General features: G+C 66.5%; 26 protein-coding genes and 3 pseudogenes. 16 read left to right on the top strand and 13 right to left on the bottom strand.

Features of this window, described 5'->3' with window-relative positions:
* Nucleotides 1-19: 19 nt before the first annotated feature.
* The gene (locus V8F63_RS07885; protein ID WP_392354973.1) at nucleotides 20-670 is read right to left on the bottom strand and encodes a YceI family protein; all 651 of its coding nucleotides are present in this window, start codon (nucleotides 668-670) and stop codon (nucleotides 20-22) included.
* A gap of 168 nt (nucleotides 671-838) precedes the next feature.
* Between V8F63_RS07885 and fdxA the strand changes: the two are divergent.
* Nucleotides 839-1,179: pseudogene (fdxA, locus tag V8F63_RS07880) on the top strand (ferredoxin FdxA).
* Nucleotides 1,180-1,487: 308 nt separating this feature from the next.
* Nucleotides 1,488-2,028: pseudogene (locus V8F63_RS07875) on the top strand (CarD family transcriptional regulator).
* A 74-nt stretch (nucleotides 2,029-2,102) separates the two neighbouring features.
* On the opposite strand, the gene V8F63_RS07870 reads toward V8F63_RS07875, so the two are convergent.
* A complete protein-coding gene (locus tag V8F63_RS07870; protein ID WP_025978495.1) occupies nucleotides 2,103-2,600 on the bottom strand; it encodes a DUF3617 family protein in 498 nt (165 codons plus the stop codon).
* Between the two features lie 217 nt (nucleotides 2,601-2,817).
* Between V8F63_RS07870 and rpmB the strand changes: the two genes are divergently transcribed.
* From rpmB to V8F63_RS07845, 5 genes are all read left to right on the top strand, one after another.
* Nucleotides 2,818-3,114, top strand: coding sequence for a 50S ribosomal protein L28 (gene rpmB, locus V8F63_RS07865; RefSeq protein WP_003170390.1), 297 nt, complete (start codon nucleotides 2,818-2,820; stop codon nucleotides 3,112-3,114).
* Nucleotides 3,115-3,218: 104 nt separating this feature from the next.
* Complete coding sequence (locus tag V8F63_RS07860; RefSeq protein WP_392354972.1) at nucleotides 3,219-4,310, top strand: M1 family metallopeptidase; 1,092 nt, start codon at nucleotides 3,219-3,221, stop codon at nucleotides 4,308-4,310.
* A 14-nt stretch (nucleotides 4,311-4,324) separates the two neighbouring features.
* Nucleotides 4,325-4,762: a hypothetical protein gene (locus tag V8F63_RS07855; protein ID WP_392354971.1), complete on the top strand. Its 438-nt coding sequence runs from the start codon at nucleotides 4,325-4,327 to the stop codon at nucleotides 4,760-4,762.
* Nucleotides 4,759-4,914, top strand: a complete 156-nt coding sequence (locus V8F63_RS07850) for a hypothetical protein (RefSeq protein WP_392354970.1) — start codon at nucleotides 4,759-4,761, stop codon at nucleotides 4,912-4,914. Before V8F63_RS07855 ends, V8F63_RS07850 begins: the two co-directional genes overlap by 4 nt.
* Before the next feature lie 510 nt (nucleotides 4,915-5,424).
* Nucleotides 5,425-8,295, top strand: coding sequence for a TonB-dependent receptor (locus V8F63_RS07845; RefSeq protein WP_392354969.1), 2,871 nt, complete (start codon nucleotides 5,425-5,427; stop codon nucleotides 8,293-8,295).
* A gap of 114 nt (nucleotides 8,296-8,409) precedes the next feature.
* Here the strand turns inward: V8F63_RS07845 and V8F63_RS07840 are convergent, their stop codons facing one another.
* The 5 genes and pseudogenes from V8F63_RS07840 to V8F63_RS07820 form a co-directional block, all read right to left on the bottom strand.
* Complete coding sequence (locus tag V8F63_RS07840; RefSeq protein WP_201105680.1) at nucleotides 8,410-8,982, bottom strand: HNH endonuclease; 573 nt, start codon at nucleotides 8,980-8,982, stop codon at nucleotides 8,410-8,412.
* 136 nt (nucleotides 8,983-9,118) lie between these two features.
* A complete protein-coding gene (locus tag V8F63_RS07835) occupies nucleotides 9,119-9,232 on the bottom strand; it encodes an ASCH domain-containing protein (protein ID WP_392355058.1) in 114 nt (37 codons plus the stop codon).
* On the bottom strand, nucleotides 9,229-9,516 hold the full coding sequence (locus V8F63_RS07830; RefSeq protein WP_392354968.1) for an ASCH domain-containing protein: 288 nt from the start codon (nucleotides 9,514-9,516) through the stop codon (nucleotides 9,229-9,231). The genes V8F63_RS07835 and V8F63_RS07830 overlap by 4 nt, the downstream gene beginning before the upstream one ends.
* A 21-nt stretch (nucleotides 9,517-9,537) precedes the next feature.
* The gene (locus V8F63_RS07825) at nucleotides 9,538-10,191 is read right to left on the bottom strand and encodes a trimeric intracellular cation channel family protein (RefSeq protein WP_313633933.1); all 654 of its coding nucleotides are present in this window, start codon (nucleotides 10,189-10,191) and stop codon (nucleotides 9,538-9,540) included.
* Nucleotides 10,192-10,260: 69 nt separating this feature from the next.
* Nucleotides 10,261-10,913 (bottom strand): annotated as a pseudogene (locus V8F63_RS07820) (DNA-3-methyladenine glycosylase).
* A gap of 44 nt (nucleotides 10,914-10,957) precedes the next feature.
* On the opposite strand from V8F63_RS07820, the gene V8F63_RS07815 reads away from it, so the two are divergent.
* Nucleotides 10,958-12,091, top strand: coding sequence for a cupin domain-containing protein (locus tag V8F63_RS07815; protein ID WP_392354967.1), 1,134 nt, complete (start codon nucleotides 10,958-10,960; stop codon nucleotides 12,089-12,091).
* 17 nt (nucleotides 12,092-12,108) lie between these two features.
* Nucleotides 12,109-12,957: a tRNA glutamyl-Q(34) synthetase GluQRS gene (gene gluQRS / locus V8F63_RS07810; RefSeq protein ID WP_392354966.1), complete on the top strand. Its 849-nt coding sequence runs from the start codon at nucleotides 12,109-12,111 to the stop codon at nucleotides 12,955-12,957.
* A gap of 80 nt (nucleotides 12,958-13,037) precedes the next feature.
* Here the strand turns inward: gluQRS and V8F63_RS07805 are convergent, their stop codons facing one another.
* Complete coding sequence (locus V8F63_RS07805) at nucleotides 13,038-13,241, bottom strand: cold-shock protein (protein ID WP_003170380.1); 204 nt, start codon at nucleotides 13,239-13,241, stop codon at nucleotides 13,038-13,040.
* A 198-nt stretch (nucleotides 13,242-13,439) separates the two neighbouring features.
* The gene (locus tag V8F63_RS07800) at nucleotides 13,440-14,039 is read right to left on the bottom strand and encodes an extensin family protein (protein ID WP_392354965.1); all 600 of its coding nucleotides are present in this window, start codon (nucleotides 14,037-14,039) and stop codon (nucleotides 13,440-13,442) included.
* Between the two features lie 288 nt (nucleotides 14,040-14,327).
* Between V8F63_RS07800 and ppk2 the strand changes: the two genes are divergently transcribed.
* On the top strand, nucleotides 14,328-15,071 hold the full coding sequence (gene ppk2, locus V8F63_RS07795) for a polyphosphate kinase 2 (RefSeq protein ID WP_392354964.1): 744 nt from the start codon (nucleotides 14,328-14,330) through the stop codon (nucleotides 15,069-15,071).
* 6 nt (nucleotides 15,072-15,077) lie between these two features.
* Here the strand turns inward: ppk2 and V8F63_RS07790 are convergent, their stop codons facing one another.
* Together V8F63_RS07790 and V8F63_RS07785 are read right to left on the bottom strand one after the other, a co-directional pair.
* The gene (locus V8F63_RS07790; protein ID WP_392354963.1) at nucleotides 15,078-15,338 is read right to left on the bottom strand and encodes a hypothetical protein; all 261 of its coding nucleotides are present in this window, start codon (nucleotides 15,336-15,338) and stop codon (nucleotides 15,078-15,080) included.
* A 2-nt stretch (nucleotides 15,339-15,340) separates the two neighbouring features.
* Entirely contained in the window at nucleotides 15,341-15,664 is a 324-nt protein-coding gene (locus tag V8F63_RS07785) for a hypothetical protein (protein ID WP_392354962.1), read from the bottom strand.
* A 226-nt stretch (nucleotides 15,665-15,890) separates the two neighbouring features.
* Here V8F63_RS07785 and V8F63_RS07780 point away from each other — a divergent pair, with 226 nt between their 5' ends.
* The 4 genes from V8F63_RS07780 to V8F63_RS07765 are packed head-to-tail and all read left to right on the top strand — an operon-like array spanning nucleotide 15,891 to nucleotide 17,776.
* Nucleotides 15,891-16,910, top strand: coding sequence for a UbiA family prenyltransferase (locus V8F63_RS07780; RefSeq protein WP_313633927.1), 1,020 nt, complete (start codon nucleotides 15,891-15,893; stop codon nucleotides 16,908-16,910).
* Between the two features lie 25 nt (nucleotides 16,911-16,935).
* A complete protein-coding gene (locus V8F63_RS07775) occupies nucleotides 16,936-17,307 on the top strand; it encodes a hypothetical protein (protein WP_392354961.1) in 372 nt (123 codons plus the stop codon).
* Nucleotides 17,307-17,597 carry a hypothetical protein gene (locus V8F63_RS07770; RefSeq protein WP_392354960.1) on the top strand — a complete coding sequence of 97 codons (291 nt, stop codon included), beginning with the start codon at nucleotides 17,307-17,309 and terminating at the stop codon, nucleotides 17,595-17,597. The genes V8F63_RS07775 and V8F63_RS07770 overlap by 1 nt, the downstream gene beginning before the upstream one ends.
* Nucleotides 17,522-17,776 (top strand): hypothetical protein, encoded by a 255-nt coding sequence (locus tag V8F63_RS07765; RefSeq protein WP_392354959.1) that lies wholly within the window; start codon nucleotides 17,522-17,524, stop codon nucleotides 17,774-17,776. The genes V8F63_RS07770 and V8F63_RS07765 overlap by 76 nt, the downstream gene beginning before the upstream one ends.
* Before the next feature lie 159 nt (nucleotides 17,777-17,935).
* Here V8F63_RS07765 and V8F63_RS07760 read toward each other — a convergent pair whose 3' ends face one another.
* Both V8F63_RS07760 and V8F63_RS07755 read right to left on the bottom strand, forming a co-directional pair.
* Nucleotides 17,936-18,133, bottom strand: a complete 198-nt coding sequence (locus V8F63_RS07760) for a helix-turn-helix transcriptional regulator (RefSeq protein WP_025978509.1) — start codon at nucleotides 18,131-18,133, stop codon at nucleotides 17,936-17,938.
* Nucleotides 18,133-18,540 carry a hypothetical protein gene (locus V8F63_RS07755; RefSeq protein WP_392354958.1) on the bottom strand — a complete coding sequence of 136 codons (408 nt, stop codon included), beginning with the start codon at nucleotides 18,538-18,540 and terminating at the stop codon, nucleotides 18,133-18,135. Before V8F63_RS07755 ends, V8F63_RS07760 begins: the two co-directional genes overlap by 1 nt.
* Nucleotides 18,541-18,663: 123 nt before the next feature.
* Between V8F63_RS07755 and V8F63_RS07750 the strand changes: the two genes are divergently transcribed.
* Together V8F63_RS07750 and V8F63_RS07745 are read left to right on the top strand one after the other, a co-directional pair.
* The gene (locus tag V8F63_RS07750; RefSeq protein ID WP_392354957.1) at nucleotides 18,664-19,236 is read left to right on the top strand and encodes a hypothetical protein; all 573 of its coding nucleotides are present in this window, start codon (nucleotides 18,664-18,666) and stop codon (nucleotides 19,234-19,236) included.
* A complete protein-coding gene (locus V8F63_RS07745; RefSeq protein ID WP_303705801.1) occupies nucleotides 19,223-19,888 on the top strand; it encodes a methyltransferase in 666 nt (221 codons plus the stop codon). Before V8F63_RS07750 ends, V8F63_RS07745 begins: the two co-directional genes overlap by 14 nt.
* Nucleotides 19,889-19,894 lie beyond the last annotated feature (6 nt).

Here is a 19,894-nt window from a genome sequence, read left to right as displayed (position 1 = left end):
CTGCAATGGGGAGGAGAACTCAGCCCTGCGGCTTCACGAACTCGCCTTCGATGTGCAGCTTCACCTCGTCGCCCAGTGCGGGCAGGCCGAAGTTGATGCCGAAGTCGGACCGTTTGATCGTCGCCTCGCCGTCGAACCCGGCCTTGTAGCCGCCGCGCGTCGGACCGGCCTGATTGAACTCGACCTCCATCACGACCGGGCGGGTCACGCCGCGCAACGTCAGATCGCCGTGAACCGTCGCCTCGCCGGGGTCGTCGGCGTCGATCATGATCCGCGTCGATCGGAAGGTGGCGACGGGGTGGTTGGCGGTGTCGAAGAAGTCCGCCGTCTGCAGGTGTTTGTTCAAGCCGTCGGAGTTGGACGCCACGTCCGTCAGCGGAATGGTTGCGGTCAGGGTGCTGGCGGACGGATTAGCGGGATCTAGCTTCAGCTCGGCCTGCACGTTCACGAACTGGCCGACATAGGTCGAGAAGCCCAGATGATCGACCGACCAGGTGATCTTGCCGTGCGCGGAATCCAGCTTGTAGTCGCCAGCCTGCACTTCGGCCGGGACCTTGGTCATGGCGGCCTGGGCGACGACCGCGCCGCCTGTCAGCAGGCTAAGCGCCACGCCGGCGGCGCCGATGCGGCCGAGAGCCGAGCGAGGGATGAAACCTTGATTGAAAGTCATAGGGCTGCCTCCAGGAAGATGACGATTTGGCGTTGGCGAAAGGAAGCGCGGCCCGGCGCCGTCGGGCCTGAACAGCGTTGCAACAGCGCCGTCGGTTGACAGTTGGTTCCGTCGGGGCCATGTGCCCGCCCTCGACCTCCTCGCTGCCACAGGCCCGCCCGAAACGCCATGACCTACATCGTCACCGACGCCTGCGTGAAATGTAAGTTCATGGACTGCGTCGAGGTGTGTCCGGTGGACTGCTTCTACGAGGGCGAGAACTTCCTGGTCATCGCCCCTGACGAGTGCATCGACTGCGGCGTGTGCGAGCCCGAGTGCCCCGTCGACGCCATCGTCCCCGATACTGAGGACGAGCCGGATGGCAAGTGGCTGCAGGTCAACGCCGAATACGCCAAGGTCTGGCCCAACATCACCGTCAAGGGCGTCCCCCGGCGGACCGCGAGCAGTACGAGCGCGAAACCGGCAAGTTCGAGAAGTATTTCAGCCCCAAGCCGGGCAAAGGCTCCTAAGAACGCGCCACATTGCAGTCACAATGTGCCAGTCGTCGCCGACGGCCCTGTGGATGTTTTGAGATTTCCTAATTTTATGATAGGTTCCTCCCTATTCGAAACGGGCGGTACCGCAAGTCTGCGCGCCGCCGGCATTTACGACAGAACCTCGCCGCGAGGACGGGGTCGGCCAGAGGTTCGGTGATCCTTTTTCGCGTCTGACAATACCACCTCCGCTCAACCGCCTGGCTCCTTGCCCGGCGGCCGGGCGGATTTTGCTTTGAAAGACACGGCGGAGATCTCGCCCTTCGGTTCGGGAAAGGAATGACATGACGAGCAAGACCGGTCTGGAATTCAAGGTTGGCGATGCGGTGGTCTATCCCGCGCACGGCGTCGGCAAGGTCGCCGCGATCGAGACTCAGGAAGTCGCCGGCATGGCGCTCGAGGTCTACGTCGTGACCTTCGAGCACGAAAATGACCCTGCGCGTCCCGACCAAAAAGGCCAAGACCGCCGGTCTGCGCACCCTGGCCGCCGACGACACCGTGTCCAAGGCCCTGACGACCCTGAAGGGCCGCGCCCGCGTCAAGCGCACCATGTGGTCGCGTCGCGCCCAGGAATATGAAGCCAAGATCAACTCGGGCGACCTGATCTCGATCGCCGAAGTGGTCCGCGATCTGCACCGCGCCGACACCCAGCCGGAACAATCCTATTCGGAGCGTCAGCTCTACGAATCGGCTCTGGACCGCATGGCCCGTGAAGTCGCCGCTGCGAACAAGATCGACAAGGACGCCGCCATGGCTCTGCTGGGCAAGTCGCTCAGCGCCAAGAAGCCGGTGGCTCCTGCGGCCGAAGAGGCTGAAGCCGCCTGATCTAAGGCGCCTGCCGATAATGAAAAGGCCCGGCGGCGACGCCGGGCCTTTTGTTTTGGGCCGAACCGCTGAGTTTAGAAATACTCCGCACCGGCCGGGCATTGGGCGGCCAGCCGCCGCGCCGTGATGCTGGCGGGGATGTAGGGCGTCCCGCGCGCCAGCTGGGCGCCGCCGTTGAAGCGGAAGGCCTGCTCCTCATAGGTCCCGTTCAGACGCACGTTGATGCGGCGGCCCTTGCGGTCCTGACAGCTGCCTTCAAAGCGGGCCTTGCCGTCGCCGACCTCGCGCGTGGGGTAGGTGCAGCGCCATTTACGCGTCGACAGGCCGCCGAAGAAGCGGTTGATCTCGCTGGGACGAACGCATTTCTGCTCGGTGTCGCGAGCGCCCATCACGCTTGTAGTGTATTCCCAATAACCGGGCAGGACCTCGGATTGGGCGGCCGACTGGGCCTGGGGCGCCGACGCGGGCGCGGCCAGCATAACAGCGCCCGCGACCATGGGGGCGGCGACGGCCATCAGCTTGGCCAGGTTGGGCAGGGTCTTCATGGATTTGCCGTTCATGGGACTCATCATGGGGTTCTCTATATAGTCAGGGCTTGAACGGCTGCTGAACGAAGGTGATCCCTCGCCTTCACAATGACTCGACGCGTACTGCGCCACGACTCCGGCCTTGACGCCCGACGATTCATTCCTCTATACGGCCCCCTCTCGCGCAGGCCTCCTTGGCTTGCCGCGCCCCTGTTTCATGCGTCCGCGCCGGTATTGCGGATGTGACCTTGAGGATCTTCAGATGTCGCGTCGCTGCGAACTCACCGGTATCGGCCCCATGGTCGGCAATCACGTGAGCCACTCCAACATCAAGACCAAGCGTCGTTTCCTGCCGTCGTTGAAGACGGTCAAGGTTCAGTCGGACGCTCTGGGCCAAACCTTCTCGCTGCGTATCTCGAACGCCGCGCTTCGCACCCTGGACTTCAAGGGCGGCCTGGACGCCTTCATCGTCAAGGCGCGCGACGAGCAGCTGTCGATCGCCGCCCTGCGCATCAAGCGTCAGGTCCGCGCCAAGCTGGCCGAGCAAGCCGCCGCCTGATTGGCGTCAGCTGACGGATTTTGAAGAGGCCGGTGGAAACACCGGCCTTTTTCTTTGAGCGCGCTCCCGCTACCCTCACAGCTCGTCCAGCCGGAGCCACAGCCTTGCGTCCTCTCGCCGCCCTCTGCCTGACCACGGCCCTATTGTCGTCCCCAGCCTTCGCCCAGGAGGCCGCGCGCGAAACCTCCGCCTTCACCCTGTCCAGCGGCACGCCGCGTACGCCTGAACAACTGGCCCTGCGTTTCGACAAGGCGGACCTGTCCTTCAAACTGCTGCCCGAGACGCAGTCGCTCGAAGGCGTCGCCGTTCTGGACTTCACCGCTACAGCGCCGACAGCGGCGGTCGGGGTCGAGCTGGACGCCGTCTTCGCCATCGCCGCCGTCACCGTGGACGGTCAGGCGGTCGCCGACTGGTCCAACCCCGAGGGACGGCTGACCATCCCCCTGCCCCGCCCTCTTAAGACCGGGGAGACGGCCAGCGTCCGCATCGTTTACGCCGGCCGCCCGCATCAGGCCAAGCGCGCGCCCTGGGACGGCGGCTTCGTCTGGACGACCACGCCCAACGGCCAGCCGTGGATCGCCAGCGCGGTCCAGGGCGAGGGCTGCGATCTGTTCTGGCCCTGCATCGACCATCCGCAGGGCGAGCCGAAGCGGGTCGACCTGCATATCACCGTCCCCTCAAGCCTCAGCGCCCCCGCCAACGGGCGCTTTCTGGGCAAGAGCGACAATGGCGACGGCACGACCACCTGGAACTGGACGACGCGTCAGCCCGACACCTACGCCATCAGCCTGAACGTCGGCCCCTATGTGGAGATGGCCGCCGACTATCACAGCCGGCTCGGCCATGTGATTCCGTTGCGCTTCTGGCGCCTGGCCTCGGCCGATCCGGCCAAGGCGCAGCGCCTGTTCGACGAGTTCCCGCAGATGCTCGACTTCTATGAGGCGACGATCGGCCCCTTCCCCTTCGGCGACGAGAAGATGGGGGTGGTCGAGACCCCGCACCTGGGCATGGAGCACCAGACCATCAACGCCTATGGCAACGGCTATAAGCTGGACGGCAAGGGCTACGACTGGCTGCTGCAGCACGAGTTGGCGCACGAATGGTTCGGCAATCAGCTGACCAACGCAGACTGGGACGACATGTGGCTGCACGAAGGGTTCGGCACATACATGCAGCCCTCTACGCCCGCTGGCTGAACGGCGAGCGGGCGATGCAGGCCGAACTTCAGACCATGCGGCTGACCCTGGCGAACCGCTTCCCGGTCGTGTCCGGCCAGTCGCAGGACGCGGCGACCGTCTATGACGACAAGACCGGCCCGGCGCTGGATCTCTACTATAAGGGCGCGCTGATCGCCCACACCCTGCGCCTCTACATCGGCGACGACGCCTTCTATGAGAGCCTGCGCCGCCTGGTGTACGGCCGCGCCGATCCCAAGCCGGGCAACTTCCAGCCGCGCTACGCCACGACCCGCGAGTACATGGCCATCGTCAATGAGGTGACCGGCCGCGACCTGGGCTGGTTCTTCGACGCCTACCTCTATCAGGCCGCCCTGCCCGACCTTGTCATGTCGCGGCAGGACGACCAGGTCACTCTGGAGTGGAAGACCGGAAACGGCCGCCCCTTCCCCTGCCGGTCGAGGTCGAGGTGAACGGCGAGCCGGTCGCCTTGCCCATGACCGACGGCCGCGCGACCTTCACCACCCCCGAAAGCGCGCACATCCTGCTGGACCCCGGCTCGAAATTACTGAGACGGTTAGAATATCTAGAGGCGTGGAAAGCCTCGCAGGCGAAGACGAACTAGCGCCTGCGCGACACTCGCACCGGCCAGGGCGCCCGTTGCCCTATGCCTTGAGCAAGACCTCTAGGCGCGCCAGGCTAGCTGCGCCCGCTTTGTCGAAAGACGGCGGATGTGAGTTCCCATCGTCCCCAATCCCACGACAGGCTCGACGCAAGCCTGTCGCCTCCAGGCAGTTTACCGGGGCTAGAGCGATCCGTCCTTCTTGCGCCGCCGCACGGGCCGCCACCCGCGCGGGCCGCCAGAATGTGGCAAATGTGTCAAAGCGACGAAAATAAAGCGCAAAAAAGGCAAGACTCGACTTCTGGACCTAAACATGGCTTTTTCCGGGCGCTGTCATATGGCTATAGCTAAGCTCACGTCGACGATTGTGACGTACGGTAGCGGCCCAGGCTGGGGAAGAACCTTCAGCAATAATGGGCGCGCGTTCTTCAATGGGGGCCTCTTTTGAAAAAGAGATTTATGCGCGAGCAGTTGCTCGCAACGACAATAATCGGGGGAGCTGCGCTGGGCTTCATGGCGGCCACGCCTGTCATGGCGCAATCTGTCAGCGAGGAAGTGTCCGAGGTCAGCGCGATCGTCGTGACCGGCTCGCGCATCCGCCAGCCGGGCTATGAGGCGGCCAGCCCGATCTCATCGGTAGGGGCCGAAGAGATCGCCCTGGAGCAACCGGTCGCGGTCGAAGAACTGGTCAAGGACCTGCCGGCCGCCGTTCCGGCTGTCGGTTCGGCCACCAACAACGGCTCGGGCGGCGGCGCGACCATCAACCTGCGCGGCCTGGGCACCAACCGTACGCTGGTGCTGATCAACGGCCGCCGCGTGGTGCCGTTCAACCTGGCCGGCGTCGTCGACACCAACACCATCCCGGTGGCGCTGGTCGAGCGCATCGACGTCGTCTCGGGCGGCGCCTCGGCCGTGTACGGCGCTGACGCCGTCGCCGGCGTCGTCAACTTCATCCTCAAGGACAACTTCGAAGGGGTGGAGTTTGCTTCATCCTACGGCATGTCCGAAGAAAACGACGCCATCCGTCGTAAAGTCGACCTGACCATCGGCGGCAACTTCGCCGACGACCGCGGCAACGCCGTCGTCAGCTTCGGCTACACCAAGACCGACCCGCTGTATCAGGATCAGCGTCCGTGGGGTCTGGTCGCGCGCTCGTCGAACACTGGCGCTCCGCTCGGTTCGGGCACCTCGGTCCCCGGCCGCTTTGGCGTGACGCCCGTCGCTGGCGGGACCCCGCTGCCGTCCGGCGCCGAAATCAATCCGGCCACCGGCGCCCTGATCGGGGCGGGCTCACCCGGCTACAACTCGGCGGGCTATAACTACAACCCGTTCAACCTGTATCAAACGCCGCTGAGCCGTTATCAGATCAACGCCCTGGGATCCTACAAGATCAGCCCGGCGGCCGAGGTCTACAGCCACCTGACCTACGTCCAGAGCGACGTGTCCCTGGACAACGCTCCGACCGGGACGTTCGGCAACACCTACAGCGTGCCGATCGGCAACCCGCTCATCCCTGAACCGATGCGCCAGCAGCTCTGCGCGGCGCGCGGCATCCCGGCCGCCAGCTGCGTCCCCGGCGCCGCCGGTTCCACCATCGTTCCGCTGACCATCAACCGTCGCTTCACCGAGATGGGCAGCCGCCCGGTGGACTATGAGAACAAGACGGTTCAACTGCTGGCCGGCATCCGCGGCGACATCGGCGCCAGCTGGAACTACGACGTCTACGCCTCGCACGGCGAGACCGAGCAGCTGGTGACGCGTCGTGACTGGGGCTCGCTCTCCAAGCTGCGCAATGCGCTGAACACGACCTCGGCCACCCAGTGTATCGCTCCGGGCACCACCACCCCGGTGGCCGGCTGCGTGCCGATCAACGTCTTCGGCGCCGAAGGCTCGATCACCCAAGCGATGATCGACTACATCAACCTGGCCTCGATCAATAAGACCTCGATCGACCAGGATGTGATCTCGGGCTCGATCTCGGGCGTCCTGCCTGAGCAGCTGAGCAGCCCGTGGGCCGCCCGCCCGATCGCGACGGCCTTCGGCCTGGAATGGCGTCGCTCCGGCGCCGCCACGCGCGCCGATGCTCCGTCCCAGATCAACGGCGAAGTCCTGGGCACCGGGGCGCCGGTTCCGGATCGTGAAGGCCAGTTCGAAATGCGCGAAGCCTTCGCCGAACTGTCGATCCCGCTGGTCGAGAACCTGCCCTTCGTCCAGAGCCTGAACCTGGAAGCGGGCTACCGCTACACCGAGTTCGAAGCCTCGGGCGCCAAGACCGACTACGGCAGCTACAAGATCGGCGGCGACTGGTCGCCGATCGAGGACGTCCGCGTCCGCGCCATGTTCCAGCGCGCCACCCGCGCCCCGAACATCGGCGAGCTGTTCAACCCGCAGGTCACCGGCCTGAGCAACCTGGCCGTCGACCCCTGCCAAGGCGCCAGCATCAACGCGGGCCAAGCCACCTCGGCCGGCACGCTCAGCAATCTGTGCCGTCTGACGGGCGTTCCGACCGCAGCCGTCGGCTTCGTCGCGCCGCCGAACTCGGGCCAGGTCAACGTGCTCACCGGCGGCAACCCGAACCTGGGGCCGGAAGAAGCCGACACCTGGACCATCGGCGCCGTCTGGCAACCGGCGTTCGTGCCGAGCCTGCGTCTGAGCCTGGACTACTACGACATCAAGATCGACAAGACCGTCAGCAGCAACAGCGTCAATGACGTCATCCAGGGCTGCTACAGCACGGCTTTGAACCCGAGCTTGACGTTCAACGAGTTCTGTCAGCTCATCGGCCGCAACACGGCCAACGGCACGCTGAACGGCGTTGAATCCCCGGGCGTGGCCCTGCTGCTGTCCAACCTGGGCAATGAGCGGGTGTCGGGCTTCGACCTGGCGGCCAACTATCGCGTCGAACTGTCGGACTACGGCTTCGGCGACGTCGGCCGGATCGACCTGAGCGTCAACGGCAACATCGTCACCAAGAACGAGAGCCAGGCCACCCCGTCGTCGATCCTGCGCGACTGCGTCGGCTTCTACTCGACCTCGTGCGGCGAGCCGCGCCTGAAGCAGCGTTGGACCAGCCGTGCGACCTGGTCGCTGGGCGACTACGCCGCCTCGCTGCAGTGGCGTCACCTGGACGGCGCCGTGGTCGAACCGGGCACCGGCAACTGGTACGCCCCCTACGCCAAGATCGACGCCTACAACTACTTCGATCTGACCGCGCGTTGGGACCTCACCGAAACCGTGCGCTTCACGGCGACGGTCAACAACCTGCTGAACGAGGCGCCCCCGAGGTCGGCTCGAACATCGGCACCACGGCGTCCAACAACGGGAACACCTTCCCGCAGACTTATGATGCGATTGGCCGCTACTACACCTTCGGCCTGCGTCTGAAGTTCTAATCGGAACGAAGGTCAAACAGGGCGACGGGAAGCATTCGCTTTCCGTCGCTTCTGGAGCTGAAAACTTCAAGGCTCGCCTCGGCGGGCCTTTTTCATGCCGCCCGGCCTAGGGTTCCAGCTCGATGTCCCAGTAGAGATAGTCGAGCCAGCTCTGGTGCAGGAAGTGCGGCGGGAAACGACGTCCCGCCTGTTGCAGCTGCCAGGCGCTGGGTTGGTGGGCGGTGCGGCGCAGGGGCATCTGCGCCTGGCCGGGCGTGCGGCCGCCCTTCTTCAGGTTGCAGGGTCCGCAGGCGGCGACGATGTTCTGCCACGTCGTGCGCCCGCCGCGCGAACGCGGGATGACGTGGTCGAAGGTCAGGTCCTGGGACGTGCCCGGCTCGCCGCAGTACTGACAGGCGAAACCGTCGCGCAGGAAGACGTTGAAACGGGTGAAGGCCGGCTTGCGGTCCTGGTCCACATAGGACTTCAGGCAGACCACGCTGGGCAGCTGCATCTCCAGCGAGGGGCTTCGCACGACCTTGTCATAGGTGGCGACCACGTCGACGCGGTCCTGCCACACGGCCTTGACCACCTCTTCCCAGGGCCAAAGCGACAAAGGGAAGTAGGACAAGGGCCTGAAATCGGCGTTCAGCACCAGGGCTGGAAAGCCGGACGGCGGACGGGTCAGGACCTGCATCAGGCCCTCCCGCAGATACGGGGGTTATCGACGCGACAGGACTGAAGACACGTCTCCTTCCTTGGTCTGATGGCGAAACCCTACGCCTGATTCTCCCGCATCGCCATGACAGATACGGCGCGTTTTCGTGACGCGGCGGTCAGAACTCCTCGACCAGTTCAAAGCGTTCGCAGACCACCTTCATGCCCGGCGCCCAGGCGCCTTCGCGGCGGAAATAGGCCTCATGGGCGTCGCGCCACCATTCGTAGCTCAGGTCGCCCTCCCCTCGGCCCGGGCGAAGTCCTCGCTAACCTGCTCGAAGGGCATGATCTCGACCTCGGTCGTGCGGATCGCGCAGCGAGGAACGCCGGCGCCGTCCAGAATGACGCTGACCTCGCCCACGGTCGGCATGATGTCGGCCTCGCACGACGCCAGCGACGAACAGGTCGCGCGCTTGCCGCCGGCCAGCACCAGGGTCAGCAATTCATCAGCCAGTTCAGGGCTGTCGCCAAAGGGCCAACGGGGCGCGGCTGCATAGGCGGCAGGAAGGTCTTTCATCTGCGTTCTCGTCAGTTGGGTTCAATATCGCGAAGCGGCGGTTGGGAAGGCGGGCAGGCTCCAGCCCCATTTCAGAGCGCCGGCCCGCACGCCGAACCCGGCCACGACAGCCACCGCCACAGCGGGCCATGTGGGAAGGCTCACGGCCTTCAGCCCGACGAACAGGGCCGCCGAGACCAGGGCGGCGGTGATGTTCAGCTCGCGCCGCAGCAGGATGGAGGGCTGGTGCGCCAGCACGTCGCGCACAATGCCGCCGAAGCAGGCCGTCAGCACGCCCATGACGATGCAGATCAACGGCGTCACGCCATAGGACGCCGCCTTGGCCGCCCCCATGACGCCATAGGCCGCCAGCCCGACCGCATCCAGCCACAGCAAGGCCCGGAACCGCCACGAGCGCGCGCCCAGCAGCCAGAAGCCGACCGCCACCGCCAGACAGACCGCCACATAGACCCAGTCCTGCACCCAGAAGACCGGCGCCCCGATCAACAGGTCGCGCAGGGTGCCCCCGCCCATGCCGGTGACGGCGGCGAAAAAGGCGAAGGTCAGAACATCGTGCTTGGCCCGGGACGCCGCCAGGGCGCCGGTGGCGGCGAACACGGCCACGCCCGCGAAATCCAGCAGCGGCAGCACCGCAGCCGGACGAACCAGGTCTGCGCCCGCGATCGGCTCCAACATCGTCATCATCCCCAGGGCGCCGCCGGGCGCCGTCTTCGGGGTCGCCCCCAGCCTTCATGAAGACGAGGATCAGGCGCCCTCGTCCAGCGCGATTTCGCCGCGCCGAACGCCACCATACCACCCCCAGAGCAAATGCGCCGCCACCGAGCGATGCGGCCGCCAGATCTCGGCCCGGGCGTAGGCCTGTTTCTCATTTGGACGGTCCTCGGCGCGGTCCGCCCAGCGCATGGCCTCCTGCAGGGCCACGTCGCCGCCGGGGAAGACGTCCTGTCGCCCCTCGCAGAACATCAGGAAGGTCTCGGCCGTCCACCGCCCCACCCCTTGATGGCCACAAGGGCGGCGATGGCCTCGGCGTCGTCCAACCGCTCCAGATGGTCGAAGTCGATATGACCCTCGGTCTGGGCGCGGGCGATCTCATGGCCGTACTTCGCCTTCTGGCCGGACAGGCCGAAGCTCCGCAGCGTCTCGACATCGCGCGCCAGAACCGCCTCGGGCGTCACCTGCCCGTCCAGCCCCTCGACCACCCGTTTCCAGATCGAGGCGGCGGCCGCCACCGAGACCTGCTGCTCCACGATCATGCGGAACAGGCCCTCATAGCCGCCGGGCCTCAACCGCCATTCAAACACGGGCGTCGAGGCGTGGGCGCGCGCCAGGGCTGGATCGGCGGCGGCCAGAGCCTCGCGTGCGGCGGCGACGGAGGCGGGAGACGGAGCAAGGGCCATGGGATCGTATCGACAGAAAAACGGCGCCGCTTTAGCATCGCGCCATGCGTACCTTGGACGATCTTCTCCACCCGATCACGCCTGATCGTTTCTTCGCCGAATTCCACGGCCGAAAACCGCTGCATATCCCCGCGGAAGCAGGCGCCGCCAAGCGGGCCCTGCTGGACTGGTCGACGTTCAACGGCCTGCTGAACCAGCCCTCGATCTGGACGGCCCAGAGCCTGAAACTGGTGCAGAACACCCAGCCCGTGCCGCCCGAACGCTATTGCAGCACCGTCCAGACCCAATCCGGGCCGGCCTTCCGCCCCGAGCCGGCCAAGGTGGCGCTGTTCGTCGCCGAGGGGGCCAGCCTGATCGCCGGCGACGTGCAGGATCTGACCCAGCCGATCGCCGAACTGTCCTCTGTCCTCAGCCGCACCTTCGCAGCCAGCGCGGGCGCCAATATCTATTGCTCGTTCAAGGGGGTGCAGGCTTTCGGCGCCCATTTCGACCTGACGGATGTCTTCGCCGTTCAGACCGAGGGCGAGAAACTGTGGCGCATCTATGAGAACCGCGCCGACGCCCCGGTCGAGATGCCGTCCGACGTCGGCGACATGCGCCGCTGGTTCGACCAGACGAAGGGCCGCCTGCTGGCCGAGGTGATGATGCGGCCGGGCGACGTGCTTTACCTGCCGCGCGGCTGCTACCACGACGCCCTGGCCCAAGACGCGGCGTCGCTGCACATCACCTTCTCCATCGCCGCCTTGCATGGCCGCATCCTTTTCAACCTGCTGGAACAGGCCGCCATGCAGGACCCCGCCTTCCGGGCCTATCTGCCGCCATCCGGTCAGGACGGCGGCCGCGCCCTGCAACAGCACCTGGCGGGCCTGGGGCAGAGGCTGGCGCAACTGGCCGCCTCATCCGCCTTCCGCGATGAGATCGCCATGGCGCAGGAACGGCTGACGCCGCGCGCCCATCGCTTCACCCTGCCCTATCGAGAAGCGCTGACCCGCTACAGCCGCACCGCCATGACGGCCCCCGCCTACGCCGGGCCTGTGGCCCACGCCATGCACTGGGCGCTGTCGCAGCACGTCTTCAGCCTTGAAGATCTGATCGCCCAGTTCGACTTCGTGTCCGAGGCCGACATCCGCGCCGCCGTAGATCAGGCGGAGAAGGCAGGAGCGTTGAAGCGGGTCTGACCCGTTTCGCCGACGCCATGTTCGTCACCCGTTTCGCCCCTTCACCTACCGGCCGTCTGCACAAGGGCCATGCCTTCTCGGCCCTGACGGCCTGGCGGGCGGCGAAGGATGCGGGCGGGCGCTTCCTGCTGCGGATCGAGGACATCGACCCGACGCGATGTCGGCCCGAGTTCGAGGTCGGGATCTTCGAGGATCTGGCCTGGCTGGGGCTGGATTGGGAGACGCCGGTGCGGCGTCAGTCCGATCACCTGACCGACTACGCCGCCGTGGTGGAGGCGCTGGACCGGCGCGGCCTGCTCTACCGCTGTTTCCGCACCCGCAAGGAGATATTGGACGCCATCAGCGATGCGCCCCACGGCCCCGCCGAGGCTGCCCGGCCCGGCCCGCACCCGGCCGACGAGGAAGCGCGCCTGCTGGCTGAGGGACGCCCCTTCGCCTGGCGGCTGTCGCTGGATCGCGCCAGGGAGGCGCTGGGCGGCGCCGCCTGGGACGGCTTGAACTTCATCGAGGAAGGCTCAGGCCCCGACGGCGAAAGCGGGCGCATCAAGGCGCGGCCGGAGACGGCGGGCGACGTCGTGCTGGCCCGCAAGGACGCGGGAACGGCCTATCATCTGGCGGTGACGCACGACGACGCCCTGCAGAAGGTCAGCCATGTCATTCGCGGGCAGGACCTGTTCGAGGCCACCCACATCCAGCGGTTGATGCAAGCCCTGATGGGCTGGCCCGCGCCCGTTTATCGCCACCACCGCCTGCTGGTCGGGCCGGACGGGCGCCGCTACGCCAAGCGCGACCGCTCCGTCACCCTGGCCGAGCTGCGGGCCGGCGGCCTGACGCCGGATCGCCTCCGCGCGGAGCTGACGCCCTGAGTTCGCGACAAGCGCCCAACAAAAAAGACGCGAAGGTCGCCCTCCGCGTCTCTTCTTAGAATCCGTTAGGATTCTTGGCCTTAGAGAACCTTGAGGTCCACAGCCGAGGTCTTGCCGCGCTGGGTTTCCAGCTCGTATTCGACCTTGGCGTTTTCATCGAGGCCCACCAGACCAGCCTTCTGAACGGCGGTGATGTGGACGAAAACGTCCGAGCCGCCGGTGTCGGGTTGAATGAAGCCGAAGCCCTTGGTGGGGTTGAACCACTTGACCGTGCCGGTCGCCATATTGCGTCTCCGTAAACGCGCTTTTCCAGGCGGACGTCCTTGCAGGATCGCCCGTCAGCCCATCTGGACAAGCTCGTTCAGGCGAAGGAGCAAGACGCGGGTTTGGACCCCACGTGAAATCCGGACTGCGCCGATGTTGTCACCCGACTATCCACAGCGGTCAACTGTAAAGCGAATCTGGAACGACGGCCTTTACAGTTAATCTCGGGTCCTTGCGCACACGCCTGTGGCGGCGGCGTCTAGATGAAAGTGGTCCCCATGCGCAGCATTATAGTCCGGCGTCAGGACATTTTTGAACAACTTGCACCCGCCGTCGCGCAGACGCCGAAGAAAGATTGCGCCTTCGCGTCCCGTCGGCCCCAAACCGTCCCAATCCTCCGCTACCGACACCCGGCGGCCATCCGAAAGCCTTACCCCGCTGACGTCCAGGGCGTTGGCGCGCGCATGCTGGCTGGGCCGCGCGGCCGCATCGCGCGAGCCATAGACCCGGCGGCAGGCGAAGGTCCCCAGGTTGTCGATCCGCGCCGCCTGCGACCCAAGGATGTCGCGCGACGCCGGCTGCACTGTCTCGCGATCCCACAGAAGCAGACGCGCGGCCATGGGGCAGCGCATGACCACCCCCGCCGGATTGAGCGGCGTCTGCTCGCCGCCGGAAATCCTGACCGCGCCGCGCACCACACAGAAGCCGCCGTCATCCTGATCCGGGACCCGCGACGCGGTCACGCCGGCTTGCCGCAGCAGGGTCAGGCATTGAGCCGTCAGTTGATCGGCGCGTTGCGCCGTGTCCGCGTCGGACACCTCCAACGCCGCGAGCTTGGCGGCGGTCGCCGCGCCGATCGGCTGACGCAGGTCCAGAGGCTTCCAGGGAGGTCCTGAGCCGGCGCGAAGGCGTCCACGAGCGCGAACAAGCCGCAGGCGGCCAGGATCGCCGCCCAGAGTCCGCTCCACAGATCCGCAACAGGGGTCGCACGCGTCGCCATAGGGGCCAATGCATCGAACCGCGCGTTGATCCTTCAAGCCGGCCGCCTCTGGCGCGTCCGGCGAAATGGCCGCAAGGTCGATACATCACGACACAGGGACACGCCGATGGCCAAGGACGACTATGCCGACATCCTCGAAGCCCTGCAGATCCAGATGGTCGAGACCCAGGCCTGGGCCATCGAACAGGGGCTGAAGGTCGTCATCGTCTTCGAAGGGCGCGACGCCGCCGGCAAGGACGGGGCGATCAAGCGGATGACCGAGTATATGGCGCCGCGCCAGACGCGGGTGGTCGCCCTGCCCAAGCCGACCGAGCGCGAGACGACCCAATGGTATTTCCAGCGCTACGCCGCCCATCTGCCGGCGGCGGGGGAAATCGTGATCTTCAACCGCTCTTGGTACAACCGGGCCGGGGTGGAGCCGGTCATGGGTTTCTGCACGCCTGCGCAACATGAGCGCTTTTTGCACGACGCTCCGCATTTCGAGCGGATGCTGAGCCAGTCGGGGACCCTGCTGATCAAGCTGTGGCTGGACATCAGCCGCGACGAACAAGCCCGGCGTCTGGAGGAGCGCGTCGACCATCCGCTGAAGCGTTTCAAGGTCTCAGCCCTGGACGCCGAGGCTCAGGCCCGCTGGAGCGCCTATTCCGCCGCACGCGATGAAATGCTGAATCGCACCCATGTCGACTATGCCCCCTGGACCGTAGTGGCGACTGACAAGAAGAAGACAGCGCGGCTGAACATCATGCGCCACGTCCTGCGCCGTCTGGACCGGCCCGGTCTGGAATGCCGCGAACCGGACCCTGCGGTCGTCTTCTCCGCCGATGCGGCGCAGGGGCGACTGGCGCAATAGGCGTCGTCAGCCGCCGAACAGACGCCGGTTCCTGTCGATGAAGGCGCGCATGGCCCGCACCAGCGGCCCGCCTTCGCGCCCTTTCAGATAGGCCCAGCCGGCGCCCGCCCCGATCAGGGCGCCGACAGTGTCGACGATCAGATCCCACATGGTGTCGACCAGGCCGGACTTCTGGGTGTTGAGGCCGAACACCTGGTCCAGCATGAACTCCCAGATCTCCCACAGGGCGCCGATGGTCACGGCGAAGCAGAAGGCGAAGAAGGCCACCGTCAGGGCGCCGCCTTCAGCTGGCTTCCCTGCACCAGCATCAGCATCAGCAGGGCGCCGACCAGGCCGAAGGCCACGGCCGAACCGCCGTGCAGCACCACGTCCCACCACCAGTAGCGCTCGTAGAAATCGCCCAGTTCGCCCAGGAACAGGGTGGCGCACAGGAAGACGGCGATGGCGGTGACGAAGCCGATCGGCAGATTCAGCCCCACGCGCGGCGCCAGCCAGAAGGGAACCAGGGTAAGCAGGAAGGTCCCGACGCCGACGAAGGTGACGCTGAACTCCCCCGTCAGAAAGCCCCCGACGGCCGCCCCCAGCAGCACCATCCAAGTCAAAAGCAGCAGCCACGGTAAAGGGGCTCTTGAGCGCGTCGTCATCCGTCCTGTCCGCCCGGCTGCTGTTCTCCGGTCACGACCCTGATCTGGACGGCTCGGGCGCGCAAGCCCGCCCTCTCCGATCCCCTCGCCTGTCTGGCCGGTGAAAGACCTTACGCAACGGCGATCTGACGCAGCCTCTTCACCCGGCGCCGCCTTGGAGGCTAAGACCAGAGGCATGAACACAGCCCCGCTTCCCGACGCCGCTGGCCAGAACTGGGTCGATCGGCATGCGCCCGAGCGTCTGAAGCCCTGGCTGAAGCTGGGCCGCTTCGACCGGCCGATCGGGACGTGGCTGCTGCTGCTGCCTGGATGGCAGGGGATCATGCTGGCGCTGAACCAGTACGACCGGCCGTTCGGCGGCTATGAGCTGTGGCTGGTCGTCGGCTTCGCCATCGGCGCCGCCCTGATGCGCGGGGCGGGCTGTGCGGTGAACGACATCGTCGACCGCGACTTCGACGCCCAGGTGGCGCGCACCGCTTTGCGGCCTATTCCGGCAGGCCAGATCAGCGTCAAGCAGGCGTGGGCCTTCGTCGGCGGCCTCAGCCTCGTCAGCCTGTGCATCCTGCTGACGATGAACCTGATGTCGGTGCTGCTGGGCGCCCTGTCGCTGGGGCTGGTGGCGGCCTATCCCTTCATGAAGCGCATCACCTGGTGGCCGCAGGCGTGGCTGGGCCTGACCTTCAACTGGGGCGCCCTGCTGGGCTTCGCCGCCGCGACGGGCGGGCTGTTCGCGCTCGGCTGGCTCTATGTGCTGCAGGTCAAGCTCAGCGGCGACAGCTACTGGATGGCCGAGGGTCTGAACCGCATGGGGAACCTGGCCCTGTCGGCGGGGCTGCTCTATGCGGGCGGGCTGTTCTGGACCCTGGGTTACGACACCATCTACGCGCTGCAGGACATCGAGGACGACGTCATGGCCGGGGTGAAGTCCTCGGCGCGAGCGCTGGGCGGCAAGGTGAAGGAAGGCGTGGCCGTCTTTTACATCCTGGCCGTGGCCCTGGCGGGCGCGGCGGGCTACGTCGCGGGCCTAGGGCCGGTCTTCTATGTCGGTCTGGCGCTCTACGCCCTGCATTTCGTCTGGCAGGTGCGGCGGTTGCGGCCGGACGATCCGAAGCTGTCCCTGCGTCTTTTCAAATCAAATCGCGATGCGGGGTTGATCCTTCTGGCCGCCATAGCGTTCAACGGCCTAGCTTTCTGATCGAACCGTTCCAAAGGAGCCCGGCATGATCCCTTCGCGCCCCCTTCGCGTCCTTCTCGTCACCGCCGCCGTCGCGGCCTCGCTCGCAGCGTGCCAGCGCAATGAGAAGAAGGAGGCCCCGGCCGCGCCGGCCGCCTCCGCCCACGCCGTCGAAGGGCCGCTGAAGTACGACAGCGCCACGCCCTACGCCAAGGTCAGCCTGAGCCTGCCGGAGGCCGTGCTGTCCTATCCGGCGCTGTACACCCCGCTGTACCGCGACGAGGTGGCCAAGCTGAAGGAATACGCCGAGGGCGCTCAGGCCGACCGCACCGAGGCCGGCTCGCCCGAAGGCATGCCCCCTATGAGAAGACCATCGTCTACGGCGCCCCGATCGAGACCGGCCGCCTGTTCAGCCTGATGCGGACCGACTTCGACTATTCGGGCGGCGCCCACCCGAACACGGTCGCCACCGGCCTGCTGTGGGACAAGAGCGAAGGCCGCCGCATCGCCGCCGCCGACCTGTTCGCCGACAAGGCCGACAAGACCAATCTGGAGCGCGCCCTGTGCCAGGCGGTGAACACCGCCAAGACCAAACGCCCCGGCGCCACGCCCGTCTCGACCACCAGCGGAACGTGGACCTGTCCCAAGCTGAAGGACGTGGCCGTGACGCTGGCTCCGGGCTCCACGCCGGGCAAGGCGGGGGCCTGACCTTCCTGCTGGACGCCTATGCGGTCGGTCCCTATGTCGAGGGCGCCTACTACCTGACCTTGCCGCTGTCGGCTTTCCAGAGCGCCCTGTCGCCAGAGTATGCCGGCGAGTTCGCAGGCGCCCCGACCAAGGCAGGCGACGTGACCGAGGACTTGCGCCTGAAAGCGCCGGCCGCCTGATCAGGGCGCCCAATCGTTCCGGTTGGTCGATCATGGTGAAGCGCCGGGCGTCGTCGACGCGCTTCAGCGTCACGCCCGGCGCCGTCGTCGTGCGTCCACGTCTCCCCGGATGACGGTGACGCGGGCGATTATGAAGTAAGGTTATCCTGACTTTACGTGTCAGGCGTGCGGGTTCTCGAAGATGTCCTCGACCGGCTGTTCGAACAGGGCGGCGATGCGATAGGCCAGGTCCAGAGATGGGTCGTGCTTTTCAGTCTCCAGCGCATTGACCGCCTGGCGCGACACGCCCAGTGCCTGACCCAACTGCTCCTGGGTCCAGTTCCTCTCGGCGCGCAGCAGTTTCAGCTTGTTCTTCATCAGTTCGACGACCGGATGAAGGGCGAGACCAGGCCGAACGCAGCCCAGAACAGCGGATAGATCAGCCAGGCCGGCAAATGCGGCGCCCCGGCGAAACTCTCCCCGAAGCCCCAGAAGGTTGCGACCGCCATCGCCAGGCCGGAGGCGATGATGAACTGCTTGGCCGTGACCATACGCACGAACTCGTCGCTCTCGCGCATCAGGGCCAGGGTGGCCCAGATTTGCCCCACCACGGGGGCGACGACCATAGCGGCGAGCGCCCAACCGACAGGCCTGCCGATGACGCCATCGAACAGGTCCGTGGTCATCATCGCCACGCAGATCGCCACATAGGCCGCCATAAAGCCGAACGTGCGCAGGACGTAGCGGCGTCCCGCCGGAGTGTGTTGCTTGGAAAGGGCCGGCATAGCAGGTGCTCCTGACTTTATGTCACGGAAACCTGACACCACCCTCATGTCATGTCAACCTGACTTTTTATCAGCCTGTGCTGACTTTATTGCCAGAGGCTTCGGCGCCCCTAGCTTGCCCTCATGCGTAGTCTCCCCGCCCTCGTCGCCGCTTTCCTGTCGACAGCCGCGCCGCTTTCAGCGGTCGCCTCCGCCCCCGCGCCATTTCACGCGGAAGACGTGCGCGGCGCCCGCGACTACAAGGACCTGCCGCGCCTGGACGGGGCGCGCATTCGCGCCTGGCGGCAGTTGTCGGTGGCAGAGATCACCTTGCCGACCGCCGCCGTGGCCGAAGGCGCCGCTTCTGAAGACGCCCTTCGCATGCAGGGCCAGATCAGCCACCTGGACTATGTGGTGCGCCCTGCCGTCGCGCCGATCGACATGGCGCGGCATTATGAAGACGCCCTGCGCGAGGGCGGTTATGAGACCGTCTTCGCCTGCACCGGCATCGCCCGCTGCGGTTCCGGCATGAGCGCCTTGATCCTTCTGAGCGACACCGTGGCCCCGGCCGGGTTCGCCGACGGCGTGTTCAACGATCAGGTCAGAGTGATCGTGGCGCGCAAGGGTTCGACCTGGGTGCTGCTGCACATGACGCGCGGGCCGGACCGGTCGCTGGTCTATCAGGCCGTCGTCGAGGGCGCCCGTGAGCTCGACTAGGCGCATCGCCGACCCTGCCCGTTTCATTCGCGACAACACCCGTCTTCAGCCCGTTTCGCATACGCCCGAGATTTCCCTGTGGCTGGCAGACGAGGTCACGCCCATCTGGCGCCTGACGGAAGAAGAGCTGGGCGAGATGGGCCTGCCGCCCCCGTTCTGGGCCTTCGCCTGGGCGGGCGGACAGGCGCTGGCGCGCTGGCTGCTGGATCATCCGGAAGCTGTGGCGGGGCGGCGGGTGCTGGACCTGGCCGCTGGATCGGGCCTGGTGGCGATCGCGGCGATGAAGGCCGGCGCCGCCTCGGTCCTGGCCGCCGACATCGACCCCTTCTGCGCCGCCGCCGTGGCCGCGAACGCGCAGGCCAACGGGGTCCAGATCGCCTTCACCGCCGACAATCTGCTGGAGGCGCCGCCTGCGTCGTTCGACCTGATCTGCGCCGGGGACGTTTTCTATGAGGGGCCGATGGCGCAGGCGATGCTGGCATGGCTGAAGCAGGCGCGCTCAGCCGGGGCAAGCGTGTTGGTCGGCGACCCCGGCCGCACCTATTTCCCTAAGGAAGGCCTCAGCCTGCTGGCGGAATACCGGGTGCCCACGACGCGCGAGCTGGAGGACCAGGAGGTCAAGCGCACGCGGGTCTGGTCGCTGGACGCCTGACGCCCC

Origin of the sequence: Brevundimonas sp. LF-1 (assembly GCF_037055305.1) — a bacterium.
GTDB lineage: Bacteria > Pseudomonadota > Alphaproteobacteria > Caulobacterales > Caulobacteraceae > Brevundimonas > Brevundimonas sanguinis.
Note: the sequence above shows the minus strand (reverse complement) of the source record. Positions and strands in the feature narration are given on the sequence as shown.

What these genes read in the sequence shown, in the direction of transcription:
- V8F63_RS07885 (WP_392354973.1), bottom strand. Translation starts at nt 670, where the DNA reads ATGACTTTCAATCAAGGTTTCATCCCTCGCTCGGCTCTCGGCCGCATC.
- V8F63_RS07870 (WP_025978495.1), bottom strand. Translation starts at nt 2,600, where the DNA reads ATGATGAGTCCCATGAACGGCAAATCCATGAAGACCCTGCCCAACCTG.
- rpmB (WP_003170390.1), top strand. Translation starts at nt 2,818, where the DNA reads ATGTCGCGTCGCTGCGAACTCACCGGTATCGGCCCCATGGTCGGCAAT.
- V8F63_RS07855 (WP_392354971.1), top strand. Translation starts at nt 4,325, where the DNA reads ATGCAGGCCGAACTTCAGACCATGCGGCTGACCCTGGCGAACCGCTTC.
- V8F63_RS07845 (WP_392354969.1), top strand. Translation starts at nt 5,425, where the DNA reads ATGGCGGCCACGCCTGTCATGGCGCAATCTGTCAGCGAGGAAGTGTCC.
- V8F63_RS07830 (WP_392354968.1), bottom strand. Translation starts at nt 9,516, where the DNA reads ATGAAAGACCTTCCTGCCGCCTATGCAGCCGCGCCCCGTTGGCCCTTT.
- V8F63_RS07825 (WP_313633933.1), bottom strand. Translation starts at nt 10,191, where the DNA reads ATGTTGGAGCCGATCGCGGGCGCAGACCTGGTTCGTCCGGCTGCGGTG.
- V8F63_RS07815 (WP_392354967.1), top strand. Translation starts at nt 10,958, where the DNA reads ATGCGTACCTTGGACGATCTTCTCCACCCGATCACGCCTGATCGTTTC.
- gluQRS (WP_392354966.1), top strand. Translation starts at nt 12,109, where the DNA reads ATGTTCGTCACCCGTTTCGCCCCTTCACCTACCGGCCGTCTGCACAAG.
- V8F63_RS07805 (WP_003170380.1), bottom strand. Translation starts at nt 13,241, where the DNA reads ATGGCGACCGGCACGGTCAAGTGGTTCAACCCCACCAAGGGCTTCGGC.
- ppk2 (WP_392354964.1), top strand. Translation starts at nt 14,328, where the DNA reads ATGGCCAAGGACGACTATGCCGACATCCTCGAAGCCCTGCAGATCCAG.
- V8F63_RS07785 (WP_392354962.1), bottom strand. Translation starts at nt 15,664, where the DNA reads ATGGTGCTGCTGGGGGCGGCCGTCGGGGGCTTTCTGACGGGGGAGTTC.
- V8F63_RS07780 (WP_313633927.1), top strand. Translation starts at nt 15,891, where the DNA reads ATGAACACAGCCCCGCTTCCCGACGCCGCTGGCCAGAACTGGGTCGAT.
- V8F63_RS07775 (WP_392354961.1), top strand. Translation starts at nt 16,936, where the DNA reads ATGATCCCTTCGCGCCCCCTTCGCGTCCTTCTCGTCACCGCCGCCGTC.
- V8F63_RS07770 (WP_392354960.1), top strand. Translation starts at nt 17,307, where the DNA reads ATGCGGACCGACTTCGACTATTCGGGCGGCGCCCACCCGAACACGGTC.
- V8F63_RS07760 (WP_025978509.1), bottom strand. Translation starts at nt 18,133, where the DNA reads ATGAAGAACAAGCTGAAACTGCTGCGCGCCGAGAGGAACTGGACCCAG.
- V8F63_RS07755 (WP_392354958.1), bottom strand. Translation starts at nt 18,540, where the DNA reads ATGCCGGCCCTTTCCAAGCAACACACTCCGGCGGGACGCCGCTACGTC.
- V8F63_RS07750 (WP_392354957.1), top strand. Translation starts at nt 18,664, where the DNA reads ATGCGTAGTCTCCCCGCCCTCGTCGCCGCTTTCCTGTCGACAGCCGCG.